At 61.0% G+C, this 25,239-nt stretch carries 22 protein-coding genes, 2 tRNA genes and 1 pseudogene; 12 read left to right on the top strand and 13 right to left on the bottom strand.

The window, feature by feature from the left end:
* The first annotated feature begins 41 nt into the window (after nt 1-41).
* The 3 genes from mutM to LNV09_RS10740 are packed head-to-tail and all read left to right on the top strand — an operon-like array spanning nt 42 to nt 2,215.
* Nucleotides 42-875 carry a bifunctional DNA-formamidopyrimidine glycosylase/DNA-(apurinic or apyrimidinic site) lyase gene (gene mutM, locus LNV09_RS10750; RefSeq protein ID WP_263557086.1) on the top strand — a complete coding sequence of 278 codons (834 nt, stop codon included), beginning with the start codon at nt 42-44 and terminating at the stop codon, nt 873-875.
* Nucleotides 860-1,891, top strand: coding sequence for an A/G-specific adenine glycosylase (gene mutY / locus LNV09_RS10745; protein ID WP_263557085.1), 1,032 nt, complete (start codon nt 860-862; stop codon nt 1,889-1,891). Before mutM ends, mutY begins: the two co-directional genes overlap by 16 nt.
* A 15-nt stretch (nt 1,892-1,906) precedes the next feature.
* Nucleotides 1,907-2,215: a hypothetical protein gene (locus LNV09_RS10740; protein WP_263557084.1), complete on the top strand. Its 309-nt coding sequence runs from the start codon at nt 1,907-1,909 to the stop codon at nt 2,213-2,215.
* Nucleotides 2,216-2,219: 4 nt separating this feature from the next.
* Here the strand turns inward: LNV09_RS10740 and rapZ are convergent, their stop codons facing one another.
* Genes rapZ through LNV09_RS10725 form a run of 3 tightly spaced genes read right to left on the bottom strand, consistent with a single transcriptional unit; the run spans nt 2,220 to nt 5,703 of the window.
* Nucleotides 2,220-3,131 carry an RNase adapter RapZ gene (rapZ, locus tag LNV09_RS10735; RefSeq protein ID WP_263557083.1) on the bottom strand — a complete coding sequence of 304 codons (912 nt, stop codon included), beginning with the start codon at nt 3,129-3,131 and terminating at the stop codon, nt 2,220-2,222.
* Complete coding sequence (gene recN, locus LNV09_RS10730; protein WP_263557082.1) at nt 3,128-4,828, bottom strand: DNA repair protein RecN; 1,701 nt, start codon at nt 4,826-4,828, stop codon at nt 3,128-3,130. The genes rapZ and recN overlap by 4 nt, the downstream gene beginning before the upstream one ends.
* Complete coding sequence (locus LNV09_RS10725; protein WP_263557081.1) at nt 4,828-5,703, bottom strand: NAD kinase; 876 nt, start codon at nt 5,701-5,703, stop codon at nt 4,828-4,830. The genes recN and LNV09_RS10725 overlap by 1 nt, the downstream gene beginning before the upstream one ends.
* A gap of 81 nt (nt 5,704-5,784) precedes the next feature.
* Here LNV09_RS10725 and hrcA point away from each other — a divergent pair, with 81 nt between their 5' ends.
* The 3 genes and pseudogenes from hrcA to LNV09_RS24810 form a co-directional block, all read left to right on the top strand.
* Nucleotides 5,785-6,804: a heat-inducible transcriptional repressor HrcA gene (gene hrcA / locus LNV09_RS10720; RefSeq protein WP_263557080.1), complete on the top strand. Its 1,020-nt coding sequence runs from the start codon at nt 5,785-5,787 to the stop codon at nt 6,802-6,804.
* 80 nt (nt 6,805-6,884) lie between these two features.
* Nucleotides 6,885-6,961, top strand: a tRNA-Ile gene (locus LNV09_RS10715).
* Between the two features lie 1,647 nt (nt 6,962-8,608).
* Nucleotides 8,609-8,704, top strand: a pseudogene (locus LNV09_RS24810) (PEPxxWA-CTERM sorting domain-containing protein); the annotation flags it as partial.
* Between the two features lie 2,018 nt (nt 8,705-10,722).
* On the opposite strand, the gene LNV09_RS10705 reads toward LNV09_RS24810, so the two are convergent.
* The 7 genes from LNV09_RS10705 to LNV09_RS10675 form a co-directional block, all read right to left on the bottom strand.
* A complete protein-coding gene (locus LNV09_RS10705) occupies nt 10,723-11,058 on the bottom strand; it encodes a hypothetical protein (protein ID WP_263557078.1) in 336 nt (111 codons plus the stop codon).
* A 170-nt stretch (nt 11,059-11,228) separates the two neighbouring features.
* Nucleotides 11,229-13,649, bottom strand: a complete 2,421-nt coding sequence (locus tag LNV09_RS10700) for a DUF3987 domain-containing protein (RefSeq protein WP_263557077.1) — start codon at nt 13,647-13,649, stop codon at nt 11,229-11,231.
* Entirely contained in the window at nt 13,646-14,119 is a 474-nt protein-coding gene (locus LNV09_RS10695) for a DUF3102 domain-containing protein (RefSeq protein WP_263557076.1), read from the bottom strand. The genes LNV09_RS10700 and LNV09_RS10695 overlap by 4 nt, the downstream gene beginning before the upstream one ends.
* Nucleotides 14,116-14,313, bottom strand: coding sequence for a hypothetical protein (locus LNV09_RS10690; RefSeq protein ID WP_263557075.1), 198 nt, complete (start codon nt 14,311-14,313; stop codon nt 14,116-14,118). The genes LNV09_RS10695 and LNV09_RS10690 overlap by 4 nt, the downstream gene beginning before the upstream one ends.
* Nucleotides 14,310-14,663, bottom strand: coding sequence for a helix-turn-helix domain-containing protein (locus tag LNV09_RS10685; protein ID WP_263557074.1), 354 nt, complete (start codon nt 14,661-14,663; stop codon nt 14,310-14,312). The genes LNV09_RS10690 and LNV09_RS10685 overlap by 4 nt, the downstream gene beginning before the upstream one ends.
* Before the next feature lie 12 nt (nt 14,664-14,675).
* Nucleotides 14,676-14,876: a helix-turn-helix transcriptional regulator gene (locus tag LNV09_RS10680; protein ID WP_263557073.1), complete on the bottom strand. Its 201-nt coding sequence runs from the start codon at nt 14,874-14,876 to the stop codon at nt 14,676-14,678.
* 496 nt (nt 14,877-15,372) lie between these two features.
* On the bottom strand, nt 15,373-16,743 hold the full coding sequence (locus LNV09_RS10675; protein ID WP_263557072.1) for a site-specific integrase: 1,371 nt from the start codon (nt 16,741-16,743) through the stop codon (nt 15,373-15,375).
* 131 nt (nt 16,744-16,874) lie between these two features.
* Between LNV09_RS10675 and LNV09_RS10670 the strand changes: the two genes are divergently transcribed.
* A tRNA-OTHER gene (locus LNV09_RS10670) sits at nt 16,875-16,986 on the top strand.
* A gap of 180 nt (nt 16,987-17,166) precedes the next feature.
* On the opposite strand, the gene LNV09_RS10665 is transcribed toward LNV09_RS10670, so the two are convergent.
* Nucleotides 17,167-17,721 carry a glycine zipper 2TM domain-containing protein gene (locus LNV09_RS10665; RefSeq protein WP_263557071.1) on the bottom strand — a complete coding sequence of 185 codons (555 nt, stop codon included), beginning with the start codon at nt 17,719-17,721 and terminating at the stop codon, nt 17,167-17,169.
* Between the two features lie 683 nt (nt 17,722-18,404).
* Nucleotides 18,405-19,061 (bottom strand): PEP-CTERM sorting domain-containing protein, encoded by a 657-nt coding sequence (locus tag LNV09_RS10660; protein WP_263557070.1) that lies wholly within the window; start codon nt 19,059-19,061, stop codon nt 18,405-18,407.
* Between the two features lie 388 nt (nt 19,062-19,449).
* Here LNV09_RS10660 and LNV09_RS10655 point away from each other — a divergent pair, with 388 nt between their 5' ends.
* The 3 genes from LNV09_RS10655 to LNV09_RS10645 are packed head-to-tail and all read left to right on the top strand — an operon-like array spanning nt 19,450 to nt 22,189.
* Nucleotides 19,450-20,265 carry a MerR family transcriptional regulator gene (locus LNV09_RS10655; protein ID WP_263557069.1) on the top strand — a complete coding sequence of 272 codons (816 nt, stop codon included), beginning with the start codon at nt 19,450-19,452 and terminating at the stop codon, nt 20,263-20,265.
* 8 nt (nt 20,266-20,273) lie between these two features.
* A complete protein-coding gene (locus LNV09_RS10650) occupies nt 20,274-21,611 on the top strand; it encodes an MFS transporter (RefSeq protein WP_263557068.1) in 1,338 nt (445 codons plus the stop codon).
* 59 nt (nt 21,612-21,670) lie between these two features.
* Nucleotides 21,671-22,189, top strand: a complete 519-nt coding sequence (locus LNV09_RS10645; protein WP_263557067.1) for a hypothetical protein — start codon at nt 21,671-21,673, stop codon at nt 22,187-22,189.
* A 38-nt stretch (nt 22,190-22,227) separates the two neighbouring features.
* Here the strand turns inward: LNV09_RS10645 and LNV09_RS10640 are convergent, their stop codons facing one another.
* Nucleotides 22,228-23,121 carry a dienelactone hydrolase family protein gene (locus tag LNV09_RS10640; RefSeq protein ID WP_263557066.1) on the bottom strand — a complete coding sequence of 298 codons (894 nt, stop codon included), beginning with the start codon at nt 23,119-23,121 and terminating at the stop codon, nt 22,228-22,230.
* 192 nt (nt 23,122-23,313) lie between these two features.
* Between LNV09_RS10640 and phnC the strand changes: the two genes are divergently transcribed.
* Nucleotides 23,314-24,186, top strand: a complete 873-nt coding sequence (phnC, locus tag LNV09_RS10635) for a phosphonate ABC transporter ATP-binding protein (RefSeq protein WP_263557065.1) — start codon at nt 23,314-23,316, stop codon at nt 24,184-24,186.
* Nucleotides 24,187-24,232: 46 nt separating this feature from the next.
* Nucleotides 24,233-25,213, top strand: a complete 981-nt coding sequence (gene phnD, locus LNV09_RS10630) for a phosphonate ABC transporter substrate-binding protein (RefSeq protein ID WP_263557064.1) — start codon at nt 24,233-24,235, stop codon at nt 25,211-25,213.
* The last annotated feature ends 26 nt before the right edge of the window (nt 25,214-25,239 follow it).

The raw sequence follows: 25,239 nt of genomic DNA, 5'->3' as shown, positions 1-25,239 counted from the left end.
GAGGCGGTGAGGGGACATTCTGCCCCGATATCATGCAAGCCATGCCTGAGCTCCCCGAAGTCGAAGTCACCCGCCGCAGTTTTGCCGACGCCATTGAGGGCGCCACTGTCTTGCAGGCGCGCCTGGGCAAGCCGCTGCGCTGGCCGCTGGGCTTGAGTCCAGAGCGTTTGGTAGGCGCGCGCGTCGGCGCGGTCAGCCGGCGTGGCAAATATTTGTGGTTGCCCTTGTCGCGGCCTGCTGTCAGCGGGGGCCTGCTCTTGCACCTGGGTATGTCGGGCTCGCTGGCCTTTACGCCCGGCTCAGCGACCCCGGCAGCCGGTATTCATGATCATTTCGACCTGCAGACCGACCGCGGCCTGCTGCGCCTGACCGACCCGCGCCGCTTCGGGGCGGTGGTCTGGTCCGAGGCTGTGGCGGCCAACCCGGCGGCCAAGCTGCTGAGTGGCTTGGGGTTGGAACCGTTTGATCCGCGTTTCGACGGCGCGCATCTGCACGCAGGTTTGCATGGGCGGCGGGTTGCCGTCAAGCTGGCCTTGCTGGCCGGCGATATCGTCGTCGGCGCTGGCAATATCTATGCGTGCGAGGCCTTGTTTCTGGCCGGCATCGATCCGCGTCTGGCTGCCGCCAAGCTGAGCCGCCCGCGAGCCGAACGCTTGGCTCAAGCGGTCCGCTCGGTGCTGGCACAGGCCTTGGAGGCGGGCGGTACGACCTTGCGAGATTTCAAAGATGCGCATGGCGTGGCCGGTAGCTTTCAGATGCAAGCGCGCGTCTACGGCCGCGAGGGTCAGCCCTGCCTGAGCTGTAGCACGCCGATCCGGCGCATCGTGCAAGGCCAGCGTTCCACTTTTTTCTGCCCTCAATGTCAAAAGCGATAGTTCTTCCTCAGCAGTTCGCGCCCACCCTGGTCGCTTGGCAGCGCAGCCATGGCCGCCATGCCTTGCCTTGGCAAAACACCCGCGACCCCTACCGCGTCTGGCTCTCCGAAATCATGTTGCAACAAACGCAGGTGACGACGGTGCTGGGCTACTACCAGCGGTTTTTGGAGCGCTTTCCAGAGGTCGGTGATCTTGCTGCGGCCAGCTTGGACGAGGTGTTGGCACTGTGGGCCGGCCTGGGCTATTACAGCCGAGCGCGCAATCTGCATGCTTGCGCGCAGGCGGTGGTGCAGTTGCATGGCGGGCAATTTCCAGGCAATGCGGCCGCGCTGCAGACCCTGCCCGGCATCGGTCGCTCGACAGCGGCCGCGGTGGCGGTGTTTTGCTTCGGTGAGCGTGTGGCAATTCTGGACGGCAATGTCAAGCGAGTGCTGGGTCGCTTGCTGGCTTTTGATGGCGACCTGGCCAGCAGCGCCGAAGAAAAGCGCCTCTGGGCCTTGGCCACCGAGTTGGCTCCTGCCGAGGGCATAACTGCTTACACGCAGGGCTTGATGGACCTGGGCTCCTCGATTTGCAGCACGCGCTCGCCGCAATGCCTGCTCTGCCCAGTGGCCGATTTGTGCGCGGGCCGAATGGAAGGTGAGCCCACGCGCTACCCCATCAAGACCCGCAAGCTCAAGCGCGGCCGGCGCGAGAACTGGTGGCTCTGGCTGGAGCGCGAGGGTCATGTGTTGTTGCAGCAGCGCCCGTCGACTGGCGTGTGGGCGGGCTTGTGGAGTCTGCCTCTTTATGACGACGAGGCAGCCTTGCAAGTGGCCGCCGAGCGCTTGGGCGCCAAGTTGGAAGTGATGCCGCGGATCGCGCATGCCTTGACCCATTTTGATTGGATACTGCACACCCGCCGAGCCGATGTGCTCACCGAGGCCGGCGAAGCCGGGCCTGGGGGTGTGTGGGTGGCACGTGAGCGTTTGGCCGAGTACGCTTTGCCGGCGCCGTTGAAAAAAATGATTGCTTGAACCAAGCTTGACGCTATGAATGCTGCTACCAAAAATGCTGTCGAATCCGCGCTGGTTGCCCTTTTGGCAGCGGCCTGCTGCCTGTGGTTTTTGATTTCGGCGGCCAATGCCGAAGGCGAACCCTCGGCTGCGCTGCTGACTTTTTTGAGCCTGGGCATCGCTGCCGGCTTGATGGCGCACTGGGTCTTCATGGGCCAAGCTTTGAAGCGCAGCGGCCGCGGCTTGCTACCTTGGATGTTGGCCTTGGTGCTGCTCGCTCCGCTGGGCAGTGTGGCGCTCTTGGTGCTGCTGTACTCGGCTGAAGACAAGCAGCCGCAGGCTTGAGCCCCTATTTGGCGTCCAACTCGCGGTGCCTTTTGAGCACCTGGCCATGATGAGCGAAATGGCGCGCCAAAGCTTCCACCAGATAGACCGAGCGATGCTGACCGCCAGTGCAGCCAATGGCCACCGTCAAATAACTGCGTTGATCGGCGGCAAATTTCGGTAGCCACTGGGTCAAGAAGGCACTGATCTGGCTCAACATCAATCCGACCTCGGGCTGCGCGACGAGATAGTCGGCAACTGGCTGGTCGCGGCCACTGAGTGGGCGCAATGCCCGGTCGTAATAGGGGTTGGGCAGCACGCGCACGTCAAATACAAAGTCCGCGTCGCTGGGCACGCCATGCTTGAAAGCAAAGGACTCAAACACCAGCGTCAGCGAATGCCCCTCCACCACCACCAAGTCACGCACCCAGGCGCGCAGTTGAGCCGGGCGCAGTTGGCTGGTATCCAATACCGTGGACTCGACCCGCAGCGCGGCCAGCAGCTCGCGTTCCAGCGTGATGGCTTCCAATAGAGCCCGGTGCCCGTCGTCGTCGCTCGACGGTGATTGATCTTGGCGCAAGGGGTGAGGCCGGCGCGTCTCGGAGAAGCGCCGCATCAAGGTCTCGGTATTTGCGTCAAAAAAGATCGACCGTACCGCGACGCCGTCGGCGCGCAATTGTTTGAATAGCGGCAACAAGAGCGGCAAGGAGCCGGCGCTGCGTACATCCACTGCAATGGCAACGCGCCGCTCGCCGCGCTGTTGCTCCAGACGCAAGAAGTCCATCAGCAAGTCGGCGGGCAGGTTATCGACGCAGAAGAACCCGGCATCTTCAAGCGCGTGCATGGCCTCTGATTTGCCGCCACCGGACATGCCGGTGACCAGCACGACATTGCTCTTTGTCACTGGCTCATGGGGCTGGGCCGAGGTGCTGCTCATGACTTGGCTTTCTTCGATCGTGTTGCGGGTGCTGGGGGGGTGGAAGAAGAGATGTCGAGCATCTCCTGTGCATGGGCCATGCTGGTCGAGGACAGGCGTTCGCCGCCTAACATGCGGGCGATTTCCGCCACGCGCGTCTCGCCCAGCACGGCCTGCACCGTGCTGAGTGTCTGTCCGTTTTGCAAGGCCTTGGCGACGACCAAATGCTGATCGGCGCAGGCCGCAACCTGGGGCAGATGGGTGACGGCCAGCACTTGGGCGGAGCGCCCCAACTGCTTCATCAAGCGGCCGACCGTTTCGGCCACCGCGCCGCCGACGCCGGCGTCGATCTCGTCAAAAATCAAGGTGCCCACGCCGCCGCTGTCTTGCTGGCAAGTCGTCACGGCTATCGCCAGCGCAATACGCGACAACTCGCCGCCCGAGGCGACTTTGGCCAAGGGCCTGGGCGTGCTGCCGGCGTGGCCGGCAACCAAAAATTCGGCCGACTCGAGGCCGAAACTCTGCGGCTGCTCTTGCGCCAGCAGGCTGACCTCGAACTGGCCGCCACTCATGCCAAGTTGCTGCATCGCTTGTGTCACAGCGGCTGCCAACTTGGGCGCGGCAGCGTGGCGCAAGCTGCTGATGCGTTTGGCTTCTTGCTCAAAGCCGGCGCGTGCGAGCAGCAAGGCTGCGCTCAAGGCTGCGAGATCACTGGCGGCGTCAAGTGCTTGCAACTCGCTTTGCCACTGGCTCAGCAAGGCGGGCAACTCAGCGGGAGGGCGGCGGTAGCGGCGCGCCAGCGTCATCCAGGCGGAGAGCCGTTCGTCCAGTTCTTGCAAGCGGGCCGGCTCCAGTTCGGTGCCGTGCAGATAGGTGCCGAGCGTATGCCCAGCATCTTGCAACTGCGCTTGCGCGCCGCGCAAGGCCTCAACGGCCGACAGCAGGCCAGGGTCGTAGTCCAAGACCTTTTCGAGCTGGATCAAGGCCTTGTCGGTTTGCGACTCTGCGCTGGGCTCGGCCTCGCTCAAGGCGTCCAAGGCTCCGCGCACGGCGTCCAGCAGTGAAGCTGCATGCGCCAGCTTTTGATGCTCGGCGTTCAGCGTGTCCCACTCATCAAAGCCGGGCGACAAGCGTGCGACTTCGCCGATCTGCCAAGCCAGGCGCTCGCGCTCACGTAACAAGTCAGCTTGACGCGATTCGGCGGCGGCGAGCTTGTCGCTGGCCAGCTTCCAGTCTGCGTAGGCCGCGCCCAAGACATGGCTGTCCAAGCCGGCATAGTTGTCCAGCAGGCCGCGCACGGCAGGCGCGCGGGTCAGGCCCTGCCAGGCATGTTGACCGTGGATGTCCAAGAGGCTGTCGGCCAGTTCGCGCAACTGCGTGACGGTGGCTGTGCTGCCATTGATCCAGGCGCGGCTTTTGCCCTGCGCGTCGATGACCCGGCGCAGCAGCAAGCTGGTGCCGCCGTCATCAAAGCCGGCCTCTTCCAACCAATCATTCAGATGCGCGGGGCGGTCGAATTCGGCCGAAATCTCGGCGCGCGCCGCACCTTCACGCACCACGCCGGCGTCGCCGCGGCTGCCAAGTGCTAGCTGCAGCGCGTCGACCAAGATCGACTTGCCGGCCCCGGTCTCGCCGGTCAGGACCGAGAAGCCGGCCACGAAGTCCAGCTCCATTTCGGGCACGATCACAAAATCGCGCAGGCTCAGGCGGCGCAGCATCAGCTGACTCCCTCGTACCAGCGCAGCTTGCGCCGCAAGGTGGCGTAGTAGCTCCAGCCCTTGGGGTGAAGGAAGCAAACCTTGTGAGCCGAGCGGCGCACCGTGATACGGTCGCCATGCAGCAGGCTGGCCAAGCTCTGCATATCGAAGTTCACGCTGGCATCACGCCCGGCGACGATTTCCAATGTCACGTCGCCAGTGTCCGGCAAGACGATGGGGCGGTTGGACAGCGTGTGCGAAGCAATCGGCACCAGCAGCCAGCCCGCGATGCTGGGATGCAGGATGGGACCGCCGGCCGACAGCGCATAGGCGGTGGAGCCGGTAGGTGAGGCAACGATCACGCCGTCCGCGCGCATATTGGCGACGAACTCGTCGCCCACATCAATGCGCAACTCCACCATGCTGGCGGTGGCGCCGCGGCTCACGACCACATCGTTCAGCGCCAAGCCTTCAAAGATATTGCGCTCATCGCGCCAGACCGCGCCTTCCAGCATATTGCGGTATTCCATCTCGTAGTCGCCGGCCAGGATCGGCGCCAGCGCTTCGCGGAAGCGCTCCATCGAAATATCGGTGATGAAGCCCAAGCGGCCCTGGTTGATGCCCACCAGCGGCACCCCGAAACGTGCCATCTCGCGCGCAAAACCCAGCATCGTGCCGTCGCCACCGACAACGATGGCAAGGTCACAACGCGTGCCTAACTGCTCATTCGACAGGGCGTCGTAGCTGGTGATGCCGGTGTTCAAGGCGGTCTCTTCTTGCAGAGAAACGTCTAGACCTTGTCGCGTGACGAATTCGGCAATCTCCTCCAGGATGGGGCGTATCCCCAGTGCCTGATGCTTGCCCACAATTGCCACATGCTGGAAACGTTTCGCCATAGCCGAGAATTACACCACAGCACTATGACGTTACGGGGAAGTCCGCGTAGCACCCGCCGCGCAGGAACCTACAATCAGCCCATGCTTGACGAGCGATCCAAATCACTGCTGAAAACCCTGGTCGAGCGCTACATCGCCGACGGCCAGCCGATAGGCTCCCGCACCCTGTCCAAAGCCTCGGGCCTGGAGTTGAGTCCAGCCACGATACGCAATGTGATGGCGGACCTAGAAGACTTGGGGCTCATCGCCAGCCCGCACACCAGTGCCGGGCGCATCCCGACCGCACGCGGCTACCGGTTGTTTGTTGACACCATGTTGACCGCGCAGCCGGCCCTGCTGGGCGCTGACGCCAAACCCATAGACACCCACCTGCAACCCGATCAGCCGCAGCGCGTGATCGCCAGCGCTGCGCATCTGCTGTCGAGCTTGTCCAATTTTGTCGGCGTGGTGACGGCGCCGCGCAAGCCCGGTGTCTTCCACCACATCGAATTTTTACGTCTGGGCGATAGGCGTGTTTTGGTGATCATGGTGTCACCCGACGGCGATGTGCAGAACCGCGTCATCTTCACCGCGCAAGACCTCAGCCAAACCGAGCTGGCCGAAGCCAGCAACCGCCTCAACGCCCATTACGCGGGCCTGAGCCTGGAGGCGGTGCGAGAGCGTTTGAAGAGCGAGGTTGACGAGTTGCGCGGTGAAATCGCCAGCCTGATGAGCGCGGCCGTGCAAGCGGGTACCGAGGCCATGGTCGATGAAGGGGAGCGGGTGGTCATCTCAGGCGAGCGCAACCTGCTCACCGTGCAGGATTTCGGTAACGATATGGGCAGCCTGCGGCGTTTGTTCGATGTGTTCGAGCAAAAGACGCAGCTCATGCGTTTGCTGGATGTTTCCAGCCGGGCCGAAGGTGTGCGCATCTATATAGGCGGCGAGAGCCAGGTCGTGCCTTTTGAGGAGTTATCCATCGTTTCGGCACCCTACGAGGTCAATGGCCAGGTCGTCGGCACCTTGGGCGTCATTGGGCCGACTCGGATGGCCTACGACCGGATGATCCAGATTGTTGACATCACGTCGAGGATGATCAGCCAGGCGCTGTCGCAGAAGTAGGGCAGGTCGTCGCTGCCTTCCTGCCCTCCTATACAATCGCGCGCTTCCGCCGCTGCGGTGGAAGTGAAAGTACCCCCTGGGGGCCGTTAGCTCAGTTGGTTAGAGCAGAGGACTCATAATCCTTTGGTCATAGGTTCAAGTCCTATACGGCCTACCAAAAAACGTATGTAAATCAAGCACTTGGCGCTAATCGGCTCTGAGTGCTTTTTTCATTCCGGGCGCTGGTGCCAGTCTGGTGCCAGTATTTGCCGGATTGACCCCGTTTTTGGTTGCTGTTGCGCCCTCGCTGAAAGACTGCGCCGGATCGGTCAGACCTAATCCTTTACTTGCATTCCTTTAATTCAAAGCTGCCGGGCTGGCGCTGGTTGCCTCGGGGATCAATTGCCCGGAATGTCAGGGATTTGCGAAGTGAGGAATTCTCACTTTGGCCCATTGCGGGAATTTACCGTCAAGTCTTTAATTCGCTTGGCCTTGCGCTCCCATCGGGGCATGAAATGGCAACAGCACAGAAAAGCAAGGAAAAAGCGAAGCCGAGAGGCAAGGGGGCAGGCCATCACCCTTGTCTCCCTCGCAGGAGTCGCCGTGGCCAGCGCGCTCGGTTGATCTTCCCGGCTGCTGAAAGCCTGCCCCGGTAAAGCTTAGGCGATGGCCGGTTAGGGTCAAGGTTTGCAAAGTTCGCAGCCACCAGCGCCAACAACAAAATGCGCGCGCGCGTGAGGGCTTGTTAGCTCTTGCAGTTCTTGAATATCGAAGATGGCAGCATGGCCTCGTATTCGTCCGGGCTAGTAGGGCAGTCGATTACCTCGCATGTGCCAGGAACCCGCACCGCTTCAGGGTCTAGGCTCAGTGCTTCATCGTCGGTAAATCGACACGGTGAGCGCCGCACCTTCCCCGTGGTTTCGCTGCGCATCGTCCAGAACCAAAACTCATTTGTTTTCATGTTCTGAATGATCGCCGGTCGGTCGCTCATGGGGTGAGCTACTTGGCTTTACTCACCTGCTTGCGGATCTTGCAGGCTCTGCGCTCTCGGGCTTTTCGCGTCCCTCTCTTGGGGGTAGACCCCATCCATCCACGGGGGGCAGTCCCGTGAATCCGACACTGAGCGCAATCCTGCAACGTACTATGCGCAGGGGCCAAATCAGGCCACCCCATAGCTTCAGGGATGAGAACAATGAAAATTCGATTGGCTGGCCTCGTGGCCATAGCTTTGGCTTCGTTCGCCGTGTCCGGCCAGGCAAAAGGCACTTGGGAAACCACGCTGCAAGCGCGTGATATAGACCAAGACGGAGTAACAGACGCTTACTTTGACTCAACCTTGAACGTTACATGGTTGAAGGATTGGAACTATGCCAAGTCGACTGGCTATGCCGGTGCCAATGGCAGCGGTGGCATGAGTTGGTTGTCCGCAAAGACTTGGGCAGAAAATCTCTCCATTGGCGGCTACAGCGATTGGCGACTGCCCAAAATGACACCAGTAAACGGTGTGAGTTTTAACTATGCGTTCACGCAGGATGGAACATCGGACCAAGGTTATGCAAACACGGGCGTTGGTTGGGGTCTCGCTAGCGAAATTGGTCACCTTTACTACGTGTCTCTTGGGCATTCGAAATTCAGCCCAGAGAACTATCCAGGCAACTCAGACAATCGTCCTTTCCAAAACATGTTCGCAGGCTCGATGTATTGGATTGACCATGAAGATGCACCGAACCCTTCAAGGGCATTTCGGTTCTGGCTCGGGTACGGCGAGCAAAGCTCATCTGTAAAAGAACTACAGTTTGCGGCTGTTGCAGTACGCGACGGCGATGTGGCCGCCGTCCCCGAGCCCCAAACCTACGCCCTAATGCTCGCCGGTCTTGGCCTCATTGCTGGCATTGCACGTCGCCGCACCAAACAGCAGTAATCGCAGGTTTGGGCCTCACGACTGAACCGGCTCAAGTAGCCGGTTTTTCATTCGGATGGCTCTGTTCACTCGGTGACCTGCGCCAGCCAGAAACAACAAAGCCCGCACATTGGCGGGCCTGGGTGTTGTCGCTCGGGGTCTAGGCGGCTGGCGCTGCCTTTCTGCCGCGCTTCGGTGGAATCAGGCCGGGGATCAGTGCTTTGAAGGATTGAAAAGCTTTGTCCTGGTGAGCTTGCCAGTACAGGCGCCAATGCGCGTCCCATGCACGCTGACCGGCCGGCGATTGGCGGTACACCTCCGTGACTAACTCGGCCTTCTTCTTTAGGACAGCGCGAGTGCCACGGTCAGGGTGCACTTTTTGTTCCCATTGCAATTTCCACCAGTCGCCGCGAATCCAAAGCCTCATTGGCCCCTTTAGGCCGTCCGGGCGTGTGCGAGTCAATCTGAAAACGCACTCGCCGGCCTCCCAACTGCAAGAGGTTTGACCAACGGGCCAATGCGTGCCAGGGGGGATAACGCCCTCTGCTTCGAGTTGGGCGCGGGTGCCACGGTAATCCGCTCGGTTCCATCCGTGGTCAATTTGCACTACTTGCACAACCAGCTCGCGCTCGGGCTGCTGGGGTTGCTCGGGTTCGGTGGCCGTGTCGGCGCTGATGTTGATTTGCTGGGCGTTAGCCATGGCGGCTCCTGATGAACAAGGTTTAGAACCTGTCACCCCAAGCGACCAAGCAAGAGGGTGGCAGACCGTGCAGGGTTGGTCGACCGGCATCAGGTACCGGCACACCCTCGCGGGTGTCCCTACACGGCCCGCCATTGAATGGGCCATGCCGCACAGCATCACGCGAACGTGAAAAAGCCGCTATCCCCCGAAAGGTGGCGCGGCTGCTGCGCCTGATGAAACCGAGCGACCAAGCCCGCATCGCTGATGTGCAGCGACACGATCAGTTTGCCACAGTTGGGCATGGCGCTGGCGCAGATTTGCGCCGACGGTCGGCCACCTCAAAAGTGAGGCGGTAATCAGAACCTCTCCGGCAAATTGCAAAGTGTTTTGCCAAGTCGCCTATTCAGCATGGGGGCAAGATTGGGGGCAACTATGTGCAGAATTGCAGCGCCGTTATAGGAGGGTTCAATTCCTCCTAGCTCACTCGGCCAGCTCAAAAGTGAGCCGGTAACCAGCGCCAGCTAAAACCTAAGTGCGCAAAGTGCGCAAGTACGCAGCCTCGCGCGCGCGGAATTGGCGGCACTTTCCGGCACTGTGCAAAATTCGCCGCGCCAGCCTGGGGCGGTTCTATTTCTTTCTACTCTAGACCCGGTGCCGTGCCTGGGGTTTCCTCCGCCATCGCGCGCGCCTGCGCGTACTGTGTAGCGAAGTGCCCGACAGACTCCGACAGTTATTTCGGCCATCGCGCGTATGTGCGCGTACGCACGTGCGTACTGCTCAGGGTTTCGCAAGTTTCGCAACAAGTGCGAATTGTTTGTGTGCGTTCGTACTGCTCAGGATCAGCCTTTTCCGGCCTTTTTAAAAGGCTCGATTGCCGTATTTGCGCGTATTTAACGGCCTCGCGCGTGCGTGCGCGTACTGATCCGAAAGCGCAATTTTCTAGATTATTAATCTCCGTGGCCGGTTTTCCGTAGTTTTTAAAACGGTGGCGAACGGTCAGACCCTTACCCAAACCTTACCGTTCTTTGCGCCTGACCCTTGCCCAAACCTTGACCCTTGACGCGACCTTGACGCTCGGACCCTCACTGCGACCTCACTGCGCCACCTCAAAACCTTATGGTGACCTTAGTGTTCAGACCCTTGCTAAAACCTTGCTGTGATCGGCTCCGGCCCTACCCGTAACCTACCCGTACAGGCCGCAAAACCTTGGGGTAACCTTGGGGTCATTGAAAGCAAAGAAGCCGCACCAGTTGCCCGATGCGGCTTCAGTAAATCGCTGTACTTTACTGACCGGTCAGCCGTCTAGCTTTCGCCTTGTGGCCTTCGCCATTGAGCCAGCGCAGAGTTGCGCCCGCCGTCATTGCCGCGCCGCCGTGTAGCCTGGGCATTGCTGGAGCATCGCCGCCAAGTCTGAGCCAATCTCTTGACCGACTCCCGCCGCCCGGAAATTGCCGCAGGTCTTGCGCCGTGGGTTGAAGTGCTGGCACAGGTGGCAAGTTACTTGGCCGGATTGCTCGCGGTCGGCCTGCAATAGCTTGTCGGCCAATAGATCGGCTTCGGTGTCGGCCATGCTGCGCCGGGTGAACAGCATCAAGCGGGCCTCCATCGTGTCCAGCTCTGAATCGTTGGCGTGCTGGGTGTTGGGCCAATAGGGGGCTTGGCTTGTTGCGCTCGTGGCGCGTTCCTGTTGCAAGTGTTGCGCGTGGCCTGGATCATTTGCCGCCCTGTCTGGGGCAGTTGCGACAGCGACAGTTGCGACAGTTGCGACAGTTGGGGTTATGCAAGGGCCATCTGTCGCAGAAGTCGCAGGTGTCGCTGTCGCAAACCCGCGCAGACTGCCTTTCTTGATGAGTGCGGCCAAGCTCATACCGTCACCTCGGCCAGCAGCGCCGGATTGATCTGCACGGCCTTCTTCTTGCCATGCGTCACCAATCGCGCACGGCCAAGCTCGGTTAGTTCCTTGATGGCGTCGGCAATGACTGCCTTGTCTCGTAACCCGTTCGGCCCGCAGCGCTGAATCTCCCGCGTCGGCGCTGAGTCGGTGCCCTCCCGCTTGCAGTAGTCCAGCAGCCAGGATTCCAGCCGCGCCGGGTTTGCCAACTCCGCAGGCATTGCCAATTCACCCAGAAAGCGCCGCGCCTCGTGCAGATGCCATGCCGCTATGCGTGCGGCTGATTCCATCGCATCAAGATCAATCGGGCCAGCCCTGCCGGTGAAGGTGTGGAACAGTGCCGCCAGCCGCGCCGCGTTGTCTGCCGTCTTGCTGGCAACATCGCGCACATCGTGCAAGTCCCGCCCGGTCGACAGCTCGGCCTCGATTGCATCGTGAAAGGCAACCCATGCGCGTTTAGCGTCCGGTGACAGTGTGAGCATTGCCGGGCTCAGTGCGCCGTCATCGTCAATTGGCACAGCCTGATTCAGTAGATTGGTCAGCCGGTCATTGAATGCGGCCAAGCTCGGCCAGTTCTTCGGCGCTTCGGTGAAGTTGCGCGTGCCTTGGGTGGACATAGGCCAGGACACCAGAAAGCGAGCTAGAAAGCCGGTGCCGCGTGCAAGCCCCTTGGTACTGTCAAAGAATGCCCGCAGCGTTGATTCCTGAACCTGTAGCGCCATCGTCAGCCGTGCGCCGCGTACCGTGAAGCTCTCCGACGATCTGCGCTCTACTGGCAGGGTTGCGCCGTCCCATAGCTGATTCAGCGCGGCCAAGTTCCGCATGGCTGATTCCTTGCCCATGCCGTGACTGCCAAACACACTGCCCGCCTCGCTGCTAACCACGCCACCAGACGGCCAGCCTTTCGCCAGGGCATAGGTCAGCGCCTCGGGTGTGGCATCACCGTAGATCAGCCGGGGGACTCGTGGCGGCTTGGGTTCGTCTGCGTCCAGGTCGTGAAGCTCTTGCACTTGGGCCTTGCAGGGCTTGCCCTCCTTGGATAGCGACTTGATCTTTTCCTTCAGCCCGTTGCGCTGGGCGTCCCATGCCTCGTGCGCCGTCTTGAATGCCTGAATCTCGGGCTTGGCGTTCTCTTGGGCCTTGGCCTCGTAGTCGCGGATTGCTCGGGTAAAGAATCCGTCGCATGTCGACTTGCGTTCGCCTGAGTCAGCAATTGCCAGCATGAAAAGCCCGGTCGGCCCGGTGAGCTTTTCGGCCCGCTCCACATCGGCATGAGCTTGGATCGCAAGAGAAAGCGCGGCCAGGGATGAGGCGGCTATCAGCGGCACAGGTGCCTTCACAAAGCCCACCACTTCCAGCACGGCCAGCCGCACAACATCGGGCAGGGCGTCGAGTGGGTAGTCCTCGGCATCTAGCTTGGAGATGAGCGGCTGAACCTCGGGCCAGTCTGAATCCGTGCCTTCCGTCTGTTCTGGCCTTGGATCGGCGCTGGCGCTGGTCGCCGCCTCGATACACCGCGCCACCAAAGCAGCGCCGCCGATCTGGTGCAGGTCGTTAAAGTCGGTCGCCTTGTCGGGTCGGCCTGTTCCGAAGTCAGGAATAGCCAGGACAGCGCCCGCAGCTTGCGCCGCCTGGGTGGCCTTGGTGATGCCTGGGTTTCCATCGGTCTGAAAATCATCGTCTGCCGCTATGACGATCTTCAGCGCCGGGTACTTGGCCCGCAGTGCTACCGCTACCGCTTCCAGATTCCCCGCGTTGAATGTCACCGCTACAGCTTGGCCGGTTGCCTCGTGAATGCTTGCGCCGGTCGCGTAGCCCTCGCAGACGATCAGAGCGCCGTTTGGCTTGCCGATTGAGTGATAGCAGCCGGTCACCTTGCCGCCCTTCAGAAAGCGTTTGTCGCCATCCTCGGTGATGGTTTGCAGGCTTTGCAGCTTGCCCGCAGCATCGCGCATAGGAACCAGCAGAGCGCCCGCTGAATCAATCCGCAGGCCGTAGGCGGCTATGCCCTTGGTCGACAGATAGCCGTGCGTTGTGGCGGGTTCTGCCGCCTCCCATCGGTGTGATGCCTCGATTGCTGCCGCCGCTTGTGCTGCCGCTTTTTCAGCATCGCGCTGGGCCTGGGCTTGCTTGATGCGCTGGCGCTGGGCCTCGCGTTCGGCCTGGGTCATTGCCGTGTCGGGCTTTTCGCTCCAGGTCGAAGTAAGTCCAGCACGCCAGCAGCCGAAAGAGCCACCCGGCACGCCGTCCTGATGCAGAACATACCAGCCGGAATCGTCGCCACGTTTGCCGCTGCTGCTGAATCGGTGCAGCTTGCCATCGGCCTCAATTGAGTCCGGTGGCGGTAGGCCAGCATTGGCGATAGCGGATTGGAATAGTTGCTCAGTGTTCATCGTGCGCCACCTCCCAACACTTCATTGATGCGGTCGCGCAGACCTGTTAGCGCCTGTAGGTCTGTCGCCCGCAGTTCGTGCGCGATAGGCAGTTCAGCGGCTAGAAAGGCTGCGTGCGCAATCACATCATCCCGATGCCGCACAAGGTCAATCTGTGCAGTGAGCTTGGCGCGTGCGCTTCCAGCCTTGGGCGGCTTCCTCGAATGCGTCAGCTTGTCGCATTTGGGTGTCGGTGCTGCCGCGCTCATGTAGCGCTGCGCTGTTCGGGGCGTGAATTCAACATGCTGTTCAAGCCAAGCCAAGAACTTGCCGTGACCTAGATCAGCTTTCACTTGCAGTAGCAGTGCGCCAGCGCGCCGCGCATGATCTACCGCTTCAGCATATTGATCTTTTGCGGCGAAATATTTGGCTTGTGCGAGTCGGTGGTGTTCGCCTATCTGCGCCACAACCTCGATTGATAGTGCGTTCATCGCGCACCGCCGATCATCTTCAGGAATCGGGCCGCAGCGTCGAGCGATTCGACCTCACGGCACAAGTCCCACCGGGTTATCAGCAGCGTGTCATCCGGCTGCTTTTTCAGTCCGTAGCCTTTCAGCGCCAGCTCGGCGCGGATCGTGGCAAAGGCTTTGGGGTCGGCGCTGGCGTCTGTCTCTGCGGCGCTCATTGGTTGCCCCTTGCCAGCGAGTACACGCCGACTCGGTGTTTTTCGCCTGACTCGGTTTGCACCGTGCGCCATGTCGTTTGAATCTCGTGGCCTTGCTGCACAAGGTTGAGCTTTCGGGCAGGCGGATGATAGAGATCAAGCAAGCGCGAAGCCTCAAATGTGGTGCAGTGGCCGAGCGTTTGCAAAGCCTCAAGCAGCCGCGCGCATTGCGGGCCTGAACTGTCGCCGCGATGGCGGTCGCGGATTGCGTGCAGCGCCGCGATGCGCTCGGGCGGGGTGTGTTGCAGGCTCAAAGCCGATGCAATAGGCGTGACTTGTCCCGGCTTCGCGCCGTGCTTTTTGCTCGTCATGGTGGCCTCCGATCAGGCCAGTGCGGCAGTGCGTTGCTTATCGAGCCATGCGTCCAGGTCGGAGCGCATGATTCCGCTGGCGCGGCCCCCGAGCTTCAGGAGCGGCAGTTCGCCCCGCTCGATCAATAGATAGAGATAGGAGCGGGAAATGCTCAGATACCCGTGGGCGGCAGGAATCCGCAAAACGGCGGGAGTTGTGGTTGTGGCAGTCATGGAGTCGTCCTTCTTACAGGGTGTGGGACATCTCCGCCATGTGAGTTGATAGCACCGAGCTACACGAATTGTTTAGCAAGCTTGCTTAACTATCGATTTACCGGTTATAAACTCGGACTGTTCCGCTGCTAAGTTGAACAGTCTGCTTTGGCGGACTTGAAGGGCTGGGGCTGCGGTGGTGGTACACCGTGGTTTCAGCCTTTCGCCTTTATGGTGTCCTTCGGGACATATGTACATCTAAGGACACCATGAGTTTCATTATGCACAAATGGTTATAGGAACCAAGCACTACCGCTAGCGCATCTATCCCATTGACGCGCTGACTGAAATTTGACCTAGTTTGTCCATGAGCGGGTTTTCCGCTAACATGATGCGAAGCATCACCTAGTTCAAGTGGCTGCTCGTAGTCGGCACATGCGCCATCCGGTAGCGTATTTGGCGCCGGTTTCATGTTGTGAATATGGGAATATTCGCACAACGATTGAGCGAGAAGTCGTCATGCTGCCTTGATCGCTACAACGTTCCCGGCTTTTGTGCTGTTCAACTCCCTGTCAAGCGCCTCTAGCGCCGTGCGCAGCTCGGGCAGGTAGTCGTAACCGTCGTAGTGGCGGTCTTGCACTCCGCTGACGCCGTGGCTTTGAAGCCTTCCGCGTGTGTCCTTGCTTATCTTGACGCTGGCCAGGATTGTTTCGACGCCGCTGCGGATTCGCTTGGCCTGAAAGCCGGTGATCTTGTCACCCACAGCTTCAGCGGCCCATGCGCTCAGGGTGGTGTTGGCTAAGTGGGTTTTGCCGATCTTGTCGCCTACCTCGGTGGTGATCGCATATTCGCCCGACAGGTCTAGGAGCTTGATGGCTTCAGCGGCTTGAGCGGTTAGCGGTAGGGTGTGCCTCCGCGCGGGTCTGCCTGGGCGTCCCTTGCCGTCGAAAATGGTGATGGTGTCGGCGGCTATGTCGGCAGTCTTGAGCCTTACCAATTGCTCGATTCGTTGCCCGCCAGTCAATAGGTGCAGTTTGAGTGCCGCGCCTTTGATGCCGCCCATGTCCTTGATGCAATTCCAGTAGACGCGCATCTCGTCGCCTGAAAGCGGGTTCTTGTCGGCCTTGTTGGCGTCGGTGTTGGCTTTGGTTTCCGCTGCGGGATTGTGTTTGACCTCGAAGCCCTTGAAGGCTACCGGGATCAGCGGATCGCTTTTGGCTTGGCGTGCAGTCTCATACGCTGCGCCAAGATATGCCCGGGTGATGTTCGCTGTGCGGCCTTTGCCATGCTCAAACAATCGCCGCAACATATCGGCAACTTGTTCGCTGGCAACTTCTGAGGCGGGCAGGGCGGCTATCTCGGGCCAAGCATTGATAACGTGCTTTGTGAGGGTTGTGCGCGCCTGCCTATGCGAAGTGCGGCCAAGCGCCTCAAGGTTTAGCCAATAGGCTTTAAGGAGTTCGGCCAGCGTGTATTTGCTGCGCCGGTCAATCTCGGCTTGGGCTTGGGCTTTCGCTGCGGCATCGTCGGCAAGTGCTTTGGCCTCTGCTTCGGCCTTGGCTTTGACTAGGCCAGCGTGCCCGCCTTGCTCCTTACCGCCATCGTGCGCCAGGGCCAGCCGTGAGGCTTCAGTCATCGCCGCCGCAATATTCCAGCGGCCATCCTTGGGCTTCAGCATCTTGGGCGATATGTTGCCGTCATACAGGCCGATTTCCACCCGATCCGACTCGCCATTGAATGTGTAGCGCCAATACAGCTTCACCGCGCCGGTGGATAGCTTGCGGGCCTGCAATGCGCCGCTTGGGATGACTTTCGCCAGCGTGGTGAACTGGCCTTTTTTCAGGTCGGCTATCGCCTCGCCCGGTGTCTTTTCTGCCTTGGTCGCCATCTCTTGCCCTGCTCATCTGGTGCCGGTCTGGTGCCAGTCTTGAATCAGCTTTTTAGGGCTGGTGCCAGTCTGGTGCCAGTCTTGGCGTGGTTGGTGATGAACATTCTAGGACGCTACTGGAGCGGATAGCTAGGTAAATCAATGGTTTAGGTTCTTTTGCTTGTCCACCACTGACCACGCAAAACCAAGGGGTGATGACTCATAATCCTTTGGTCATAGGTTCAAGTCCTATACGGCCTACCAATTAAATCAAGCACTTGGCCCAATCTATTCGGTTGGGCTTTGTTGTTTCTGGAGTGCGTAAAGCCGCTTTGTCGCCAAAGGCATGGATTTGCATGGGTGACTCCGCAACGCTACATAGCATCGCGGCCGGAACCGTCGCTGTACCGCAGGTGGCAAGCCCCCATCACATGGCGAGGCGCTTCAGGACTTGGCCGGTGTTTCGGGCGCTGTCACCACCACCGCACCGTTCTTCACCGGCAGCGTAGCGCCGGGCTTGTATGAGGTGCGAACGACGCCTTCCAGGCCAGACAGACGGTATGTCACGTCGTAACCGACGAGTTTCTGCGACTTTTCGTTGACAGTATGGCAGCGCCGTTCGTTTGTGACAGTGACATCGCTTTCTTGCATGTTTTTCTGAACCTGATTGCCGGCGTAACCCCCCGCCGCAACCCCGGCAACCGTGGCTAGAGTCTTGCCCTTGCCGCCCCCGATCTGGTTTCCGAGCAGACCGCCGGCTAGGCCGCCAATCACGCTGCCGGCCAAGCGCTTGTCGTCCTGAACTGCTGCCTGGTGCTTCACGGCCACGTCGGTGCAACTTTCTTTTGGCGTGATGACAGTTTCCATCACGTCTCGGACTGCCAGCACGTCAGCGCTATTGGGTGTGGTGATCGTTCGATAGCCCGTGACGGCGCCCGCACCCAGAACGACTGTTGCGATGCCACCGATGACTAGGCCCTTGGCCATAGATTTGTCCATTTGATGGCTCCTCTTGCTTTCAGATTAAAGTTCATGATACGTCGCCCGCTCGCGCGACCCCGCTTTCTGAAGCGGGAAGGACTTGTTGGGAACGGTTGGGGCGGTACTTCACCAACTTTGTCTAGATGCCCGGCGCAGCGGACCCGGCGAGTGCCACCTTTTTGCTCAATAGCGCGTGCAAGGGCAGCGCCGGCAAGGCCTTGTCTGTCCGGGGCTTGCTGATGCCGCCACGATCAAACCCTTTGCCGACAGCGTGCAAGGCACGATCTCATGTCGCTGCCGCGCCGAGTTCTTGCGCGCTGCGCTGGCTCCGGCTTGATCGAGCTAACCCTGCACTCGGTAGCAACTTCGGCAATGTGCAGGCCCGGCATGTGCTGCTGATAGCCTGTAGTGGCTGGGTGGCCATCTGAGCAGCATCGGCAGTCTGTGCCAAAAGAGGAGTACCGGCTTGCCAGCTATCAAAGCGCGCTGACTGGCGAGTCGTTCAAGGAGTCACTGAAAAAAGTCGGAATTGACCTTCAAGCTTTGGCTTGGTGACAAGACCGGCTCAATTGGCCGGATTTCCAAGGTCTTGATGGCCTCGGCTTGAGCGCCCGATAGCTTCCTCGCACGCTGCGCTTAGTCGCCTTTTCTTGGACCGTCACGCTCTGGCGTCTCAGTCTTTGAGTCTGCCAAAAAGTCAATCAGCGCTGGTGCGCGCGCACCCGACGGGCCCAAAAAGCTGCCAGACCTGCACTAATCAGCAGCAGCGCGGCTGGTTCAGGAACGGGCGATTGTGTGAAGGCGATATTGTCCAAGCCGGTGGAACCCAAGTTGTTGAGGTATAGATGGACGGTGCCAGTGCCAGCGACCGGTGCTGACAGCGGCTGGTACACCGTTTGCGGGTTCAGTGCGCTCGCGAAAGACAGCAGATTGGGCTGTGCGAAGCTTCCCTTGTCGTCCCAGATGCGAATGTCGGTGGGGTATGTGCCGGAGGACCATGTGGCGATGTCGAATCCCTGCAAAGTGATGTTCCATCCGGCGTCTGGCACGAAGTCGATCTGGTAGGGGACGTTGAAGGCACCATGTCCCAGCGCCCCCAAAAGCGATGCATACCCGCTCGACCATAAAGACGCGAGTCCGCTTGCGTTGAGCGTTGTGAACACGAGTTCGACATTTGGCGTCCAGCCGGCGCCCTCGAAATAGCTGGCGCCGTCTTGAGGTGACCCGACGATTCGATCTCCATAGGTGGCCAGACCGCCGGCGCCGAAGGTTGAAGTAAATGGCAGCACCGTGGCTTGCGCCGACAGCGGCGAGACAAGGAGAGCGACGATGGAAAGCAGTTTTCGCATGTGCAACATAGATGGCTCCTTTGGCGGTGACGGTAGGGGCTAGGCATCTGAGTCACCAGCGAAGAGTCTAGGGTCGCAGCATCACTGTTCAAATCCCTAGCTTGCGGTCTTGGGGAGGTTTACGTCCTCTTCGTTGAGCGACCAGAAGCAAGCCGTCAGCTGGCTCTCCTAGTTTCACCGCGATGTGGTCGGCGTCGAAGACATTGGCCGTGGAACTCAGGCACGCCCGCAAGGCACTGACGGAGCCGAGACGGTACTCGGTTCACGCACCTTCTGGATGCTTGCGAATCTGCTCTTCTCGATCTGATTAATAAGCCACAGATAGCGCTTGACCCTCACCTAAGGTCAGGCTTCATGATTCGGTTCTTGTTGAACAAAAACGAATCGGCTTTCTGCCATGGAATACACCGTCGGTGATCTGGCCAAGCGTTGCGGCTTGACCGTGCGCGCTTTGCATCACTATGAAAAGCTTGGGCTGCTAAAGCCTTCCGGCCGCAGCGAGGCCGGCTATCGGCTCTATAACGAGGCCGACGTGCTGCGCCTGCATAGGCTCTTGGCTTACCGGCATTCGGGGCTGGCCTTGAAGCAAATAGGCGTTTTGCTGGAAGCGGAAAACCCGCCGCTGCTGGAGGTGCTGAGTCGGCATATTGCCGAGGTCGAGCGCAATCTGGGCCGCCAGCAACGTTTGCTGCGCGCGCTCAAGTCTGTGGCCGAACGCGCGGCCCAAGTCGAAGCCCGTGCCAGCGAGGCCGGCGTCAGCGATGTCGGTGTTGAAGAGCCAGATGTCAGCGAACATTTGCTGGCCACCATGGGCATGATGCAGCGTTACGAAAAGTACTTCAACGAGGACGACTTCGCCCGGCTTGAAGCTCGGCGCATCGCCCTAGGCACAGAGGCGCTGCAGGCCAGCGAGGCCGAATGGCCAGCGCTGATCAGGGCCGTCCACGAAGAAATGGCGCGCGGCACTGACCCTGCCTCGGCACGCGTGCGGGCCCTGGTCGCACGCTGGCAAGCCTTGATGGCGCAGTTCACCGGCGACGACGCCGAGGTCAGGGCGAAGTTTCAAACCATGTGGGCGAACGAGCCCTTGATGCAGCGGGACACCGGCGTCACGCCGGAGTTGATCGCCTATTTGCGTGCCTCTGTAGCTTCGACTACGACCGGCGCGCTGCCAGCCGCCAAGACCGACCAAACGACAAGAAAAACCAAATGAGCCAAACAATGAAGTCAGCTGCTGCTGCCGTTGCAGGTCCAGCAGCCCCCGCTGCGGCCAAGGACGCGCGCCGCGCTCTGTTCGCTAACGCCAATTTCCGCTGGCTGCTGGGCGGCGGCGCGCTGTCGATGCTGGGTGACCAGTTCACCTTGATTGCCTTGCCCTGGTTGGTGCTCAAGCTGAGCAACGATACGCTGGAGCTGGGCCTGGTCCTGGCCATCGTCGGCCTGCCGCGCGCGCTCTTTATTCTGATCGGCGGCGCCATCGTCGACCGCTACTCGCCCAAGACCGTGCTGATGTGGACCAAGCTGCTCAACGCCGGCTTGATCGGGCTGCTGGCCTTGTTGGTCTGGAGCAGCACGGTGCAGCTGTGGATGGTCTATGCGCTGGCCCTGGCCATTGGCCTGGTGACGGCCTTCAGCTTTCCCGCCGGCAGCTCCATCCTGCCCAAGACCTTGCCAGCCGAGGCCTTGCAAACGGCCAATGGCGCCTTGATGGGCTTGCGCCAATTGACGGCGCTGCTCGGCCCGCTGCTGGCCGGGCTCTTGATCGCTGCCTTTGGCGAGCAGGCCGCGCGCCTGGAGAATGCGCGCGGCTTGGGCCTGGCCTTTGCCTTTGATGCGGCTACTTTTGCGCTTTCCGCCTGGACCTTGAGCAAGGTGCGTTTGCTGGCCTCTGCCAAGGCGCCGCAAGAGCCGCAGTCGGTGTTGGCTGCCGTCGGCGAGGCCATAGGCACGATGTGGCGCGATCAGGAACTGCGCACCTTGTGCCTGTATTTCGCGGCGATCGCTTTCTTTGTCGGCGGCCCGATACAGGTTGCGTTGCCGGTGCTGGCCAGCACGCAAGTGGCCGGCGGCGCGGCGGCCTTGGGCCTCTTGTTGGCCGGCCACGGCGTGGGCAGTTTGATCGGCATGCTTGTTGCGGGCATGCGGCCGACCTGGCGGCTGGGCACGCTGGGCTTGACCGTGCTGGCGATCGACGGCATCGCCGGCCTGGTGTTCTTGCCCTTCGGCCATATCACGGCGGTTTGGCAGGGCTTGGCGCTGCTGGCGCCGCTGGGTGCCTTGGCCGGCTTCGTTCAGGTGGCGGTGTTCACCTGGATGCAAAAGCGCGTGCCGCCGGCGATGTTGGGTAGGGCCATGAGTGTCTTCATGTTCATCTTCATGGGCTTGGCGCCGCTGGCGGCGGCCGCTGCCGGGGCGGCGTTGCGGCTGATGTCGCCGGCGGCGCTGTTCACGGCTTGCGGCCTGGCCTTGCTCTTGATCGTGCTGCTGGGGCTGACGGTGACGCCGATCCGGCGTATCAATGATCGGCCGGCGGCCGAGGCCGGCGCTGCGCTGGTTTGAAGTCGGCCCCGATAGAATCCGCCCCTGAAGTGACGGCACAGCAGAGGGCGTAGGCGCAAATGATTGAAGTATTCAAGACCATAGACAAGTTCGAAAACATTGTCACCACCCTGCTCGAAGAAGAGGGGTTTTGGGTGCGGCACAAGTTCAAGGTTGCGGTCAGCCTGGAAGAGAAGAAGCAGATCGGCAAGCAGTCCGCGCCTAAGCCCGAGATCGATATGCTGGCCTTCAATTTGAGGACCAACGAGGTGCTGGCGCTGGACGTCAAGGCTTACCTGGACTCACCCGGCGCCAAGCTGTCCCTGCTGCAAGAAGAGCATGAAGTGCCGACCGGCCGCTTCAAGCTCTTCACCTCGGAGCGCTATCGCAGCCTGGTGTTGGCGCGGCTCTTGCAAGACCTGATTGCGCTGGGCATGGCTAACGCCGAGACCAAGGTGAAGCTCGGCATGATCGCCGGCAAGGTCAACCAGGGCCAGAGCGAAGCGATTCGCGCGCACATGCTGGCACACGACTGGCTGTTCTGGTCACCTGAGGACGTCAAGGCCAAGGTGGCGGCGCGCAATCAGGTCAAGCCTTGACTTGACTTGACCCGATTTGCTCCGAGCTGGCGCAAAACTCAGCTGGCTTGCAGCTTCTGCTTGAAGAATTCCAGCGTACGCTCCCAGGCCAGCTTGGCCGCTGCGGCGTCAAAGCGTGGCGTGGTGTCGTTGTTGAAGCCGTGCTGGGTGCCGGCATATTGGTGCGCGGTATAGGGCACGCCGGCGGCCTTCAGAGCTGCCTCGTAGGCCGGCCAGGCGGCGTTGATGCGCTCGTCCACGGCGGCGAAGTGAATCAGCAAGGGCGCTTTGACCTTGGCTGCATCCTCAGGCGCGGGGTGATTGCCATAGAAGGGCACGGCGGCAGCCAAGTCTGGCAAGCGTGTTGACAGCATATGGACCATGCCCCCTCCATAGCAAAAGCCCACTGCGCCTAGCTTGCCCGTGCTGTCTGGCCGGGCCTTGAGCCAGGCCGCGCTGGCGAGGAAGTCCTCGCGCGTCTTGGCTTGGTCCAGCTTGGCGAAGAGCTCGCGGGCCTTGTCCTCGTTGCCGGGGTAGCCGCCCAGGGGGCTGAGGGCATCCGGAGCCAAGACCAGATAGCCTTCCAGGGCCAAGCGGCGCGCAATGTCTTCGATATGCGGGTTGAGCCCGCGATTCTCATGCACCACCAAGATTGCGGGCAGCTTGCCTTTGGCCTCGGCAGGCCGCACCAGGTATCCCTTGATGCTGCCGTTGCCGCTCGGAGAAGGAATTTCGACCATCTCGGTCTTCACTCGGGCATCGTCCTTGGGCACCACTTGGCCCATCGCGAAGTCGGGGGACAGCGAGGCCAGCAGGGCCGTGGCCGTCAGGCCGCCAATGGCAAACTTCTGTGCCCGCTCCAGGAAGCCACGCCGGTCCAGCGTGCCGTGAACATAAGCGTCAAACAGAATCAAGAGCTCTTGATCGAAATCCTGCGCGGTCTTGCGTTGCATGGCAGCCCTCCAAAAAAGAGGCCAGCATAGCGACAAAGCGGCCGGTCGCAATGCCTCGCCAAAAGCCAGGCCAAGTCGTGTGCCCTTTGCTGTGCGCTTTCGGGGCCATGCGTGGGTAGCAACTGTCACGCAAGCATCACCGCCCCGTCACATGTCATCTAGATGATTGCGACTTGACTTTGGAGTCAGGCGATGAGCCATCCTCAGAATTCCTTTGTGATCGATGTGCAGGGTTTGCGCAAGAGCTTTGGCGCGGCCAAGCCGCCCGCTTTGCGCGATATTGACCTGCAAGTGCGGCGCGGCGAGATGGTGGCGCTGCTGGGCGCTTCGGGCTCGGGCAAATCGACGCTGCTGCGTCATCTGAGCGGCTTGCACCGGGCCGACGCTGGCAGCCGCTCGGTTGTGCGCATCCTGGGCCGCGAGCTGCAAAGCGGGGGGCGGCTGGCTGGCGATGTGCGCGCCTCGCGCGCCAAGGTCGCGACCGTTTTCCAGCAGTTCAATTTGGTCGAACGCCTGCCGGTGATGACGAATGTCTTGGCCGGCGCGCTGCACCGCCTGCCGCTGTGGCGAGGGCTTTTGGGCCTGTTCCCGCGCGTCGAGCGAGAGCGTGCCTACGCCGCGCTGGCGCGCGTCGGTATCGAGGCCTGCGCCTGGCAGCGTGCGTCTACCTTGTCGGGCGGCCAGCAGCAACGCGCCGCGATCTCGCGCGCGCTGGTACAGGGCGCCGAAATCATTCTGGCCGACGAACCCATCGCGTCGCTGGACCCTGAATCTTCGCGTCGCGTGATGAGCTTGCTGGCCGAGTTGAACCGCGAGCTTGGCGTCACCGTGCTGGTATCGCTGCACCAGGTCGACTATGCCTTTGCCTTTTGCCCGCGCACCGTGGCGCTGCGCCAGGGGCAGGTCGTGTTCGATGGGGCTACGCAAGAACTGACCCCACTCAAACTGCGCGAACTCTATGGCAGCCAGATCGACGAGTTGATCACCCCGGTCTCACCGGGCTTGGCACCGGCCGTTCCCGCGCAGTCGCCGAGTTACTCGTTGGACGGCTTGCGCGCCGCCTGAATTCCAAACCCCAGTTTCCTCAATACAACCCCGCATCGGAGTCACCATGAATCGCCGCCTTGCCCTGACTTTTTCCTTGCTCGCCGCCGGCCTGCTGACCCAGCCCGTGCTGGCCCAAAGCCCCACCAAGGAACTCAACTTCGGCATTATCTCGACCGAGTCCAGCAACAACCTGAAGGCCGCTTGGCAGCCGCTGCTGGATGACATGCAAAAGTCCACCGGCATCAAGATCAATACCTTTTTCGCGCCCGACTATGCCGGCGTGATCGAAGGCATGCGCTTCAACAAGGTGCAGCTGGCCTGGATGGGCAACAAGTCTGCAATGGAAGCAGTCGACCGCGCGCAAGGCGAGGTCTTCGCCAAGGTCGTCAATCTGGACGGCACCCAGGGCTATCACAGCCTGATGATCGTTCACAAAGACAGCCCGTTGCGCAGCCTCGACGATGTGATCAAAGCCCGCGCCGGCCTGAACCTCGGCCTGGGTGACCCGAACTCGACCAGCGGCACGCTGGTGCCGGGCTTCTATGCTTTTGCGCCGAGCAAGGTCGACCCGACGCGCGACTTCAAGCGGACCGTGCGCGCCAACCATGAGACCAATATCCTGGCCGTGGCGGCCAAGCAGGTCGATGTGGCGGCGGTCGCCAGCGACGGCATCGAGCGCATGAAGATCAAGATGCCCGAAAAGGCCGCAGAGCTGCGCGAAGTCTGGCGCTCGCCGCTGATCGCCAGCGACCCGCTGGTTTGGCGCAAGGATGTTGACGCCGATGCGAAAAAGAAGATCGCCGACTTCTTCGCCAGCTACGGCCGCGACCAGCGTGAGAAGGACATCCTGAAGACGCTGACCTACAGCGGCTTTGTGCGCTCCGACAACGCTCAGCTGACCCCCATCCGCCAGCTGGCGCTGGCGGCCGAGCGCGGCAAGATCGAAGCCGACGCCAACCTGAGCGCCGAAGACAAGAGCCGCAAGCTGCAAGACGTCGAGCGCCGTCTGGACGAGCTGGGCCGCCAGACAGCCAGCGCTAAATAAGTAAAGTCAAATTGATCGAAAAGCCT

Origin of the sequence: Paucibacter sp. B2R-40, from assembly GCF_025717555.1 — a bacterium.
Taxonomy (GTDB): domain Bacteria; phylum Pseudomonadota; class Gammaproteobacteria; order Burkholderiales; family Burkholderiaceae_C; genus Paucibacter_A.
This window is presented reverse-complemented; position numbering and strand designations above follow the sequence as displayed.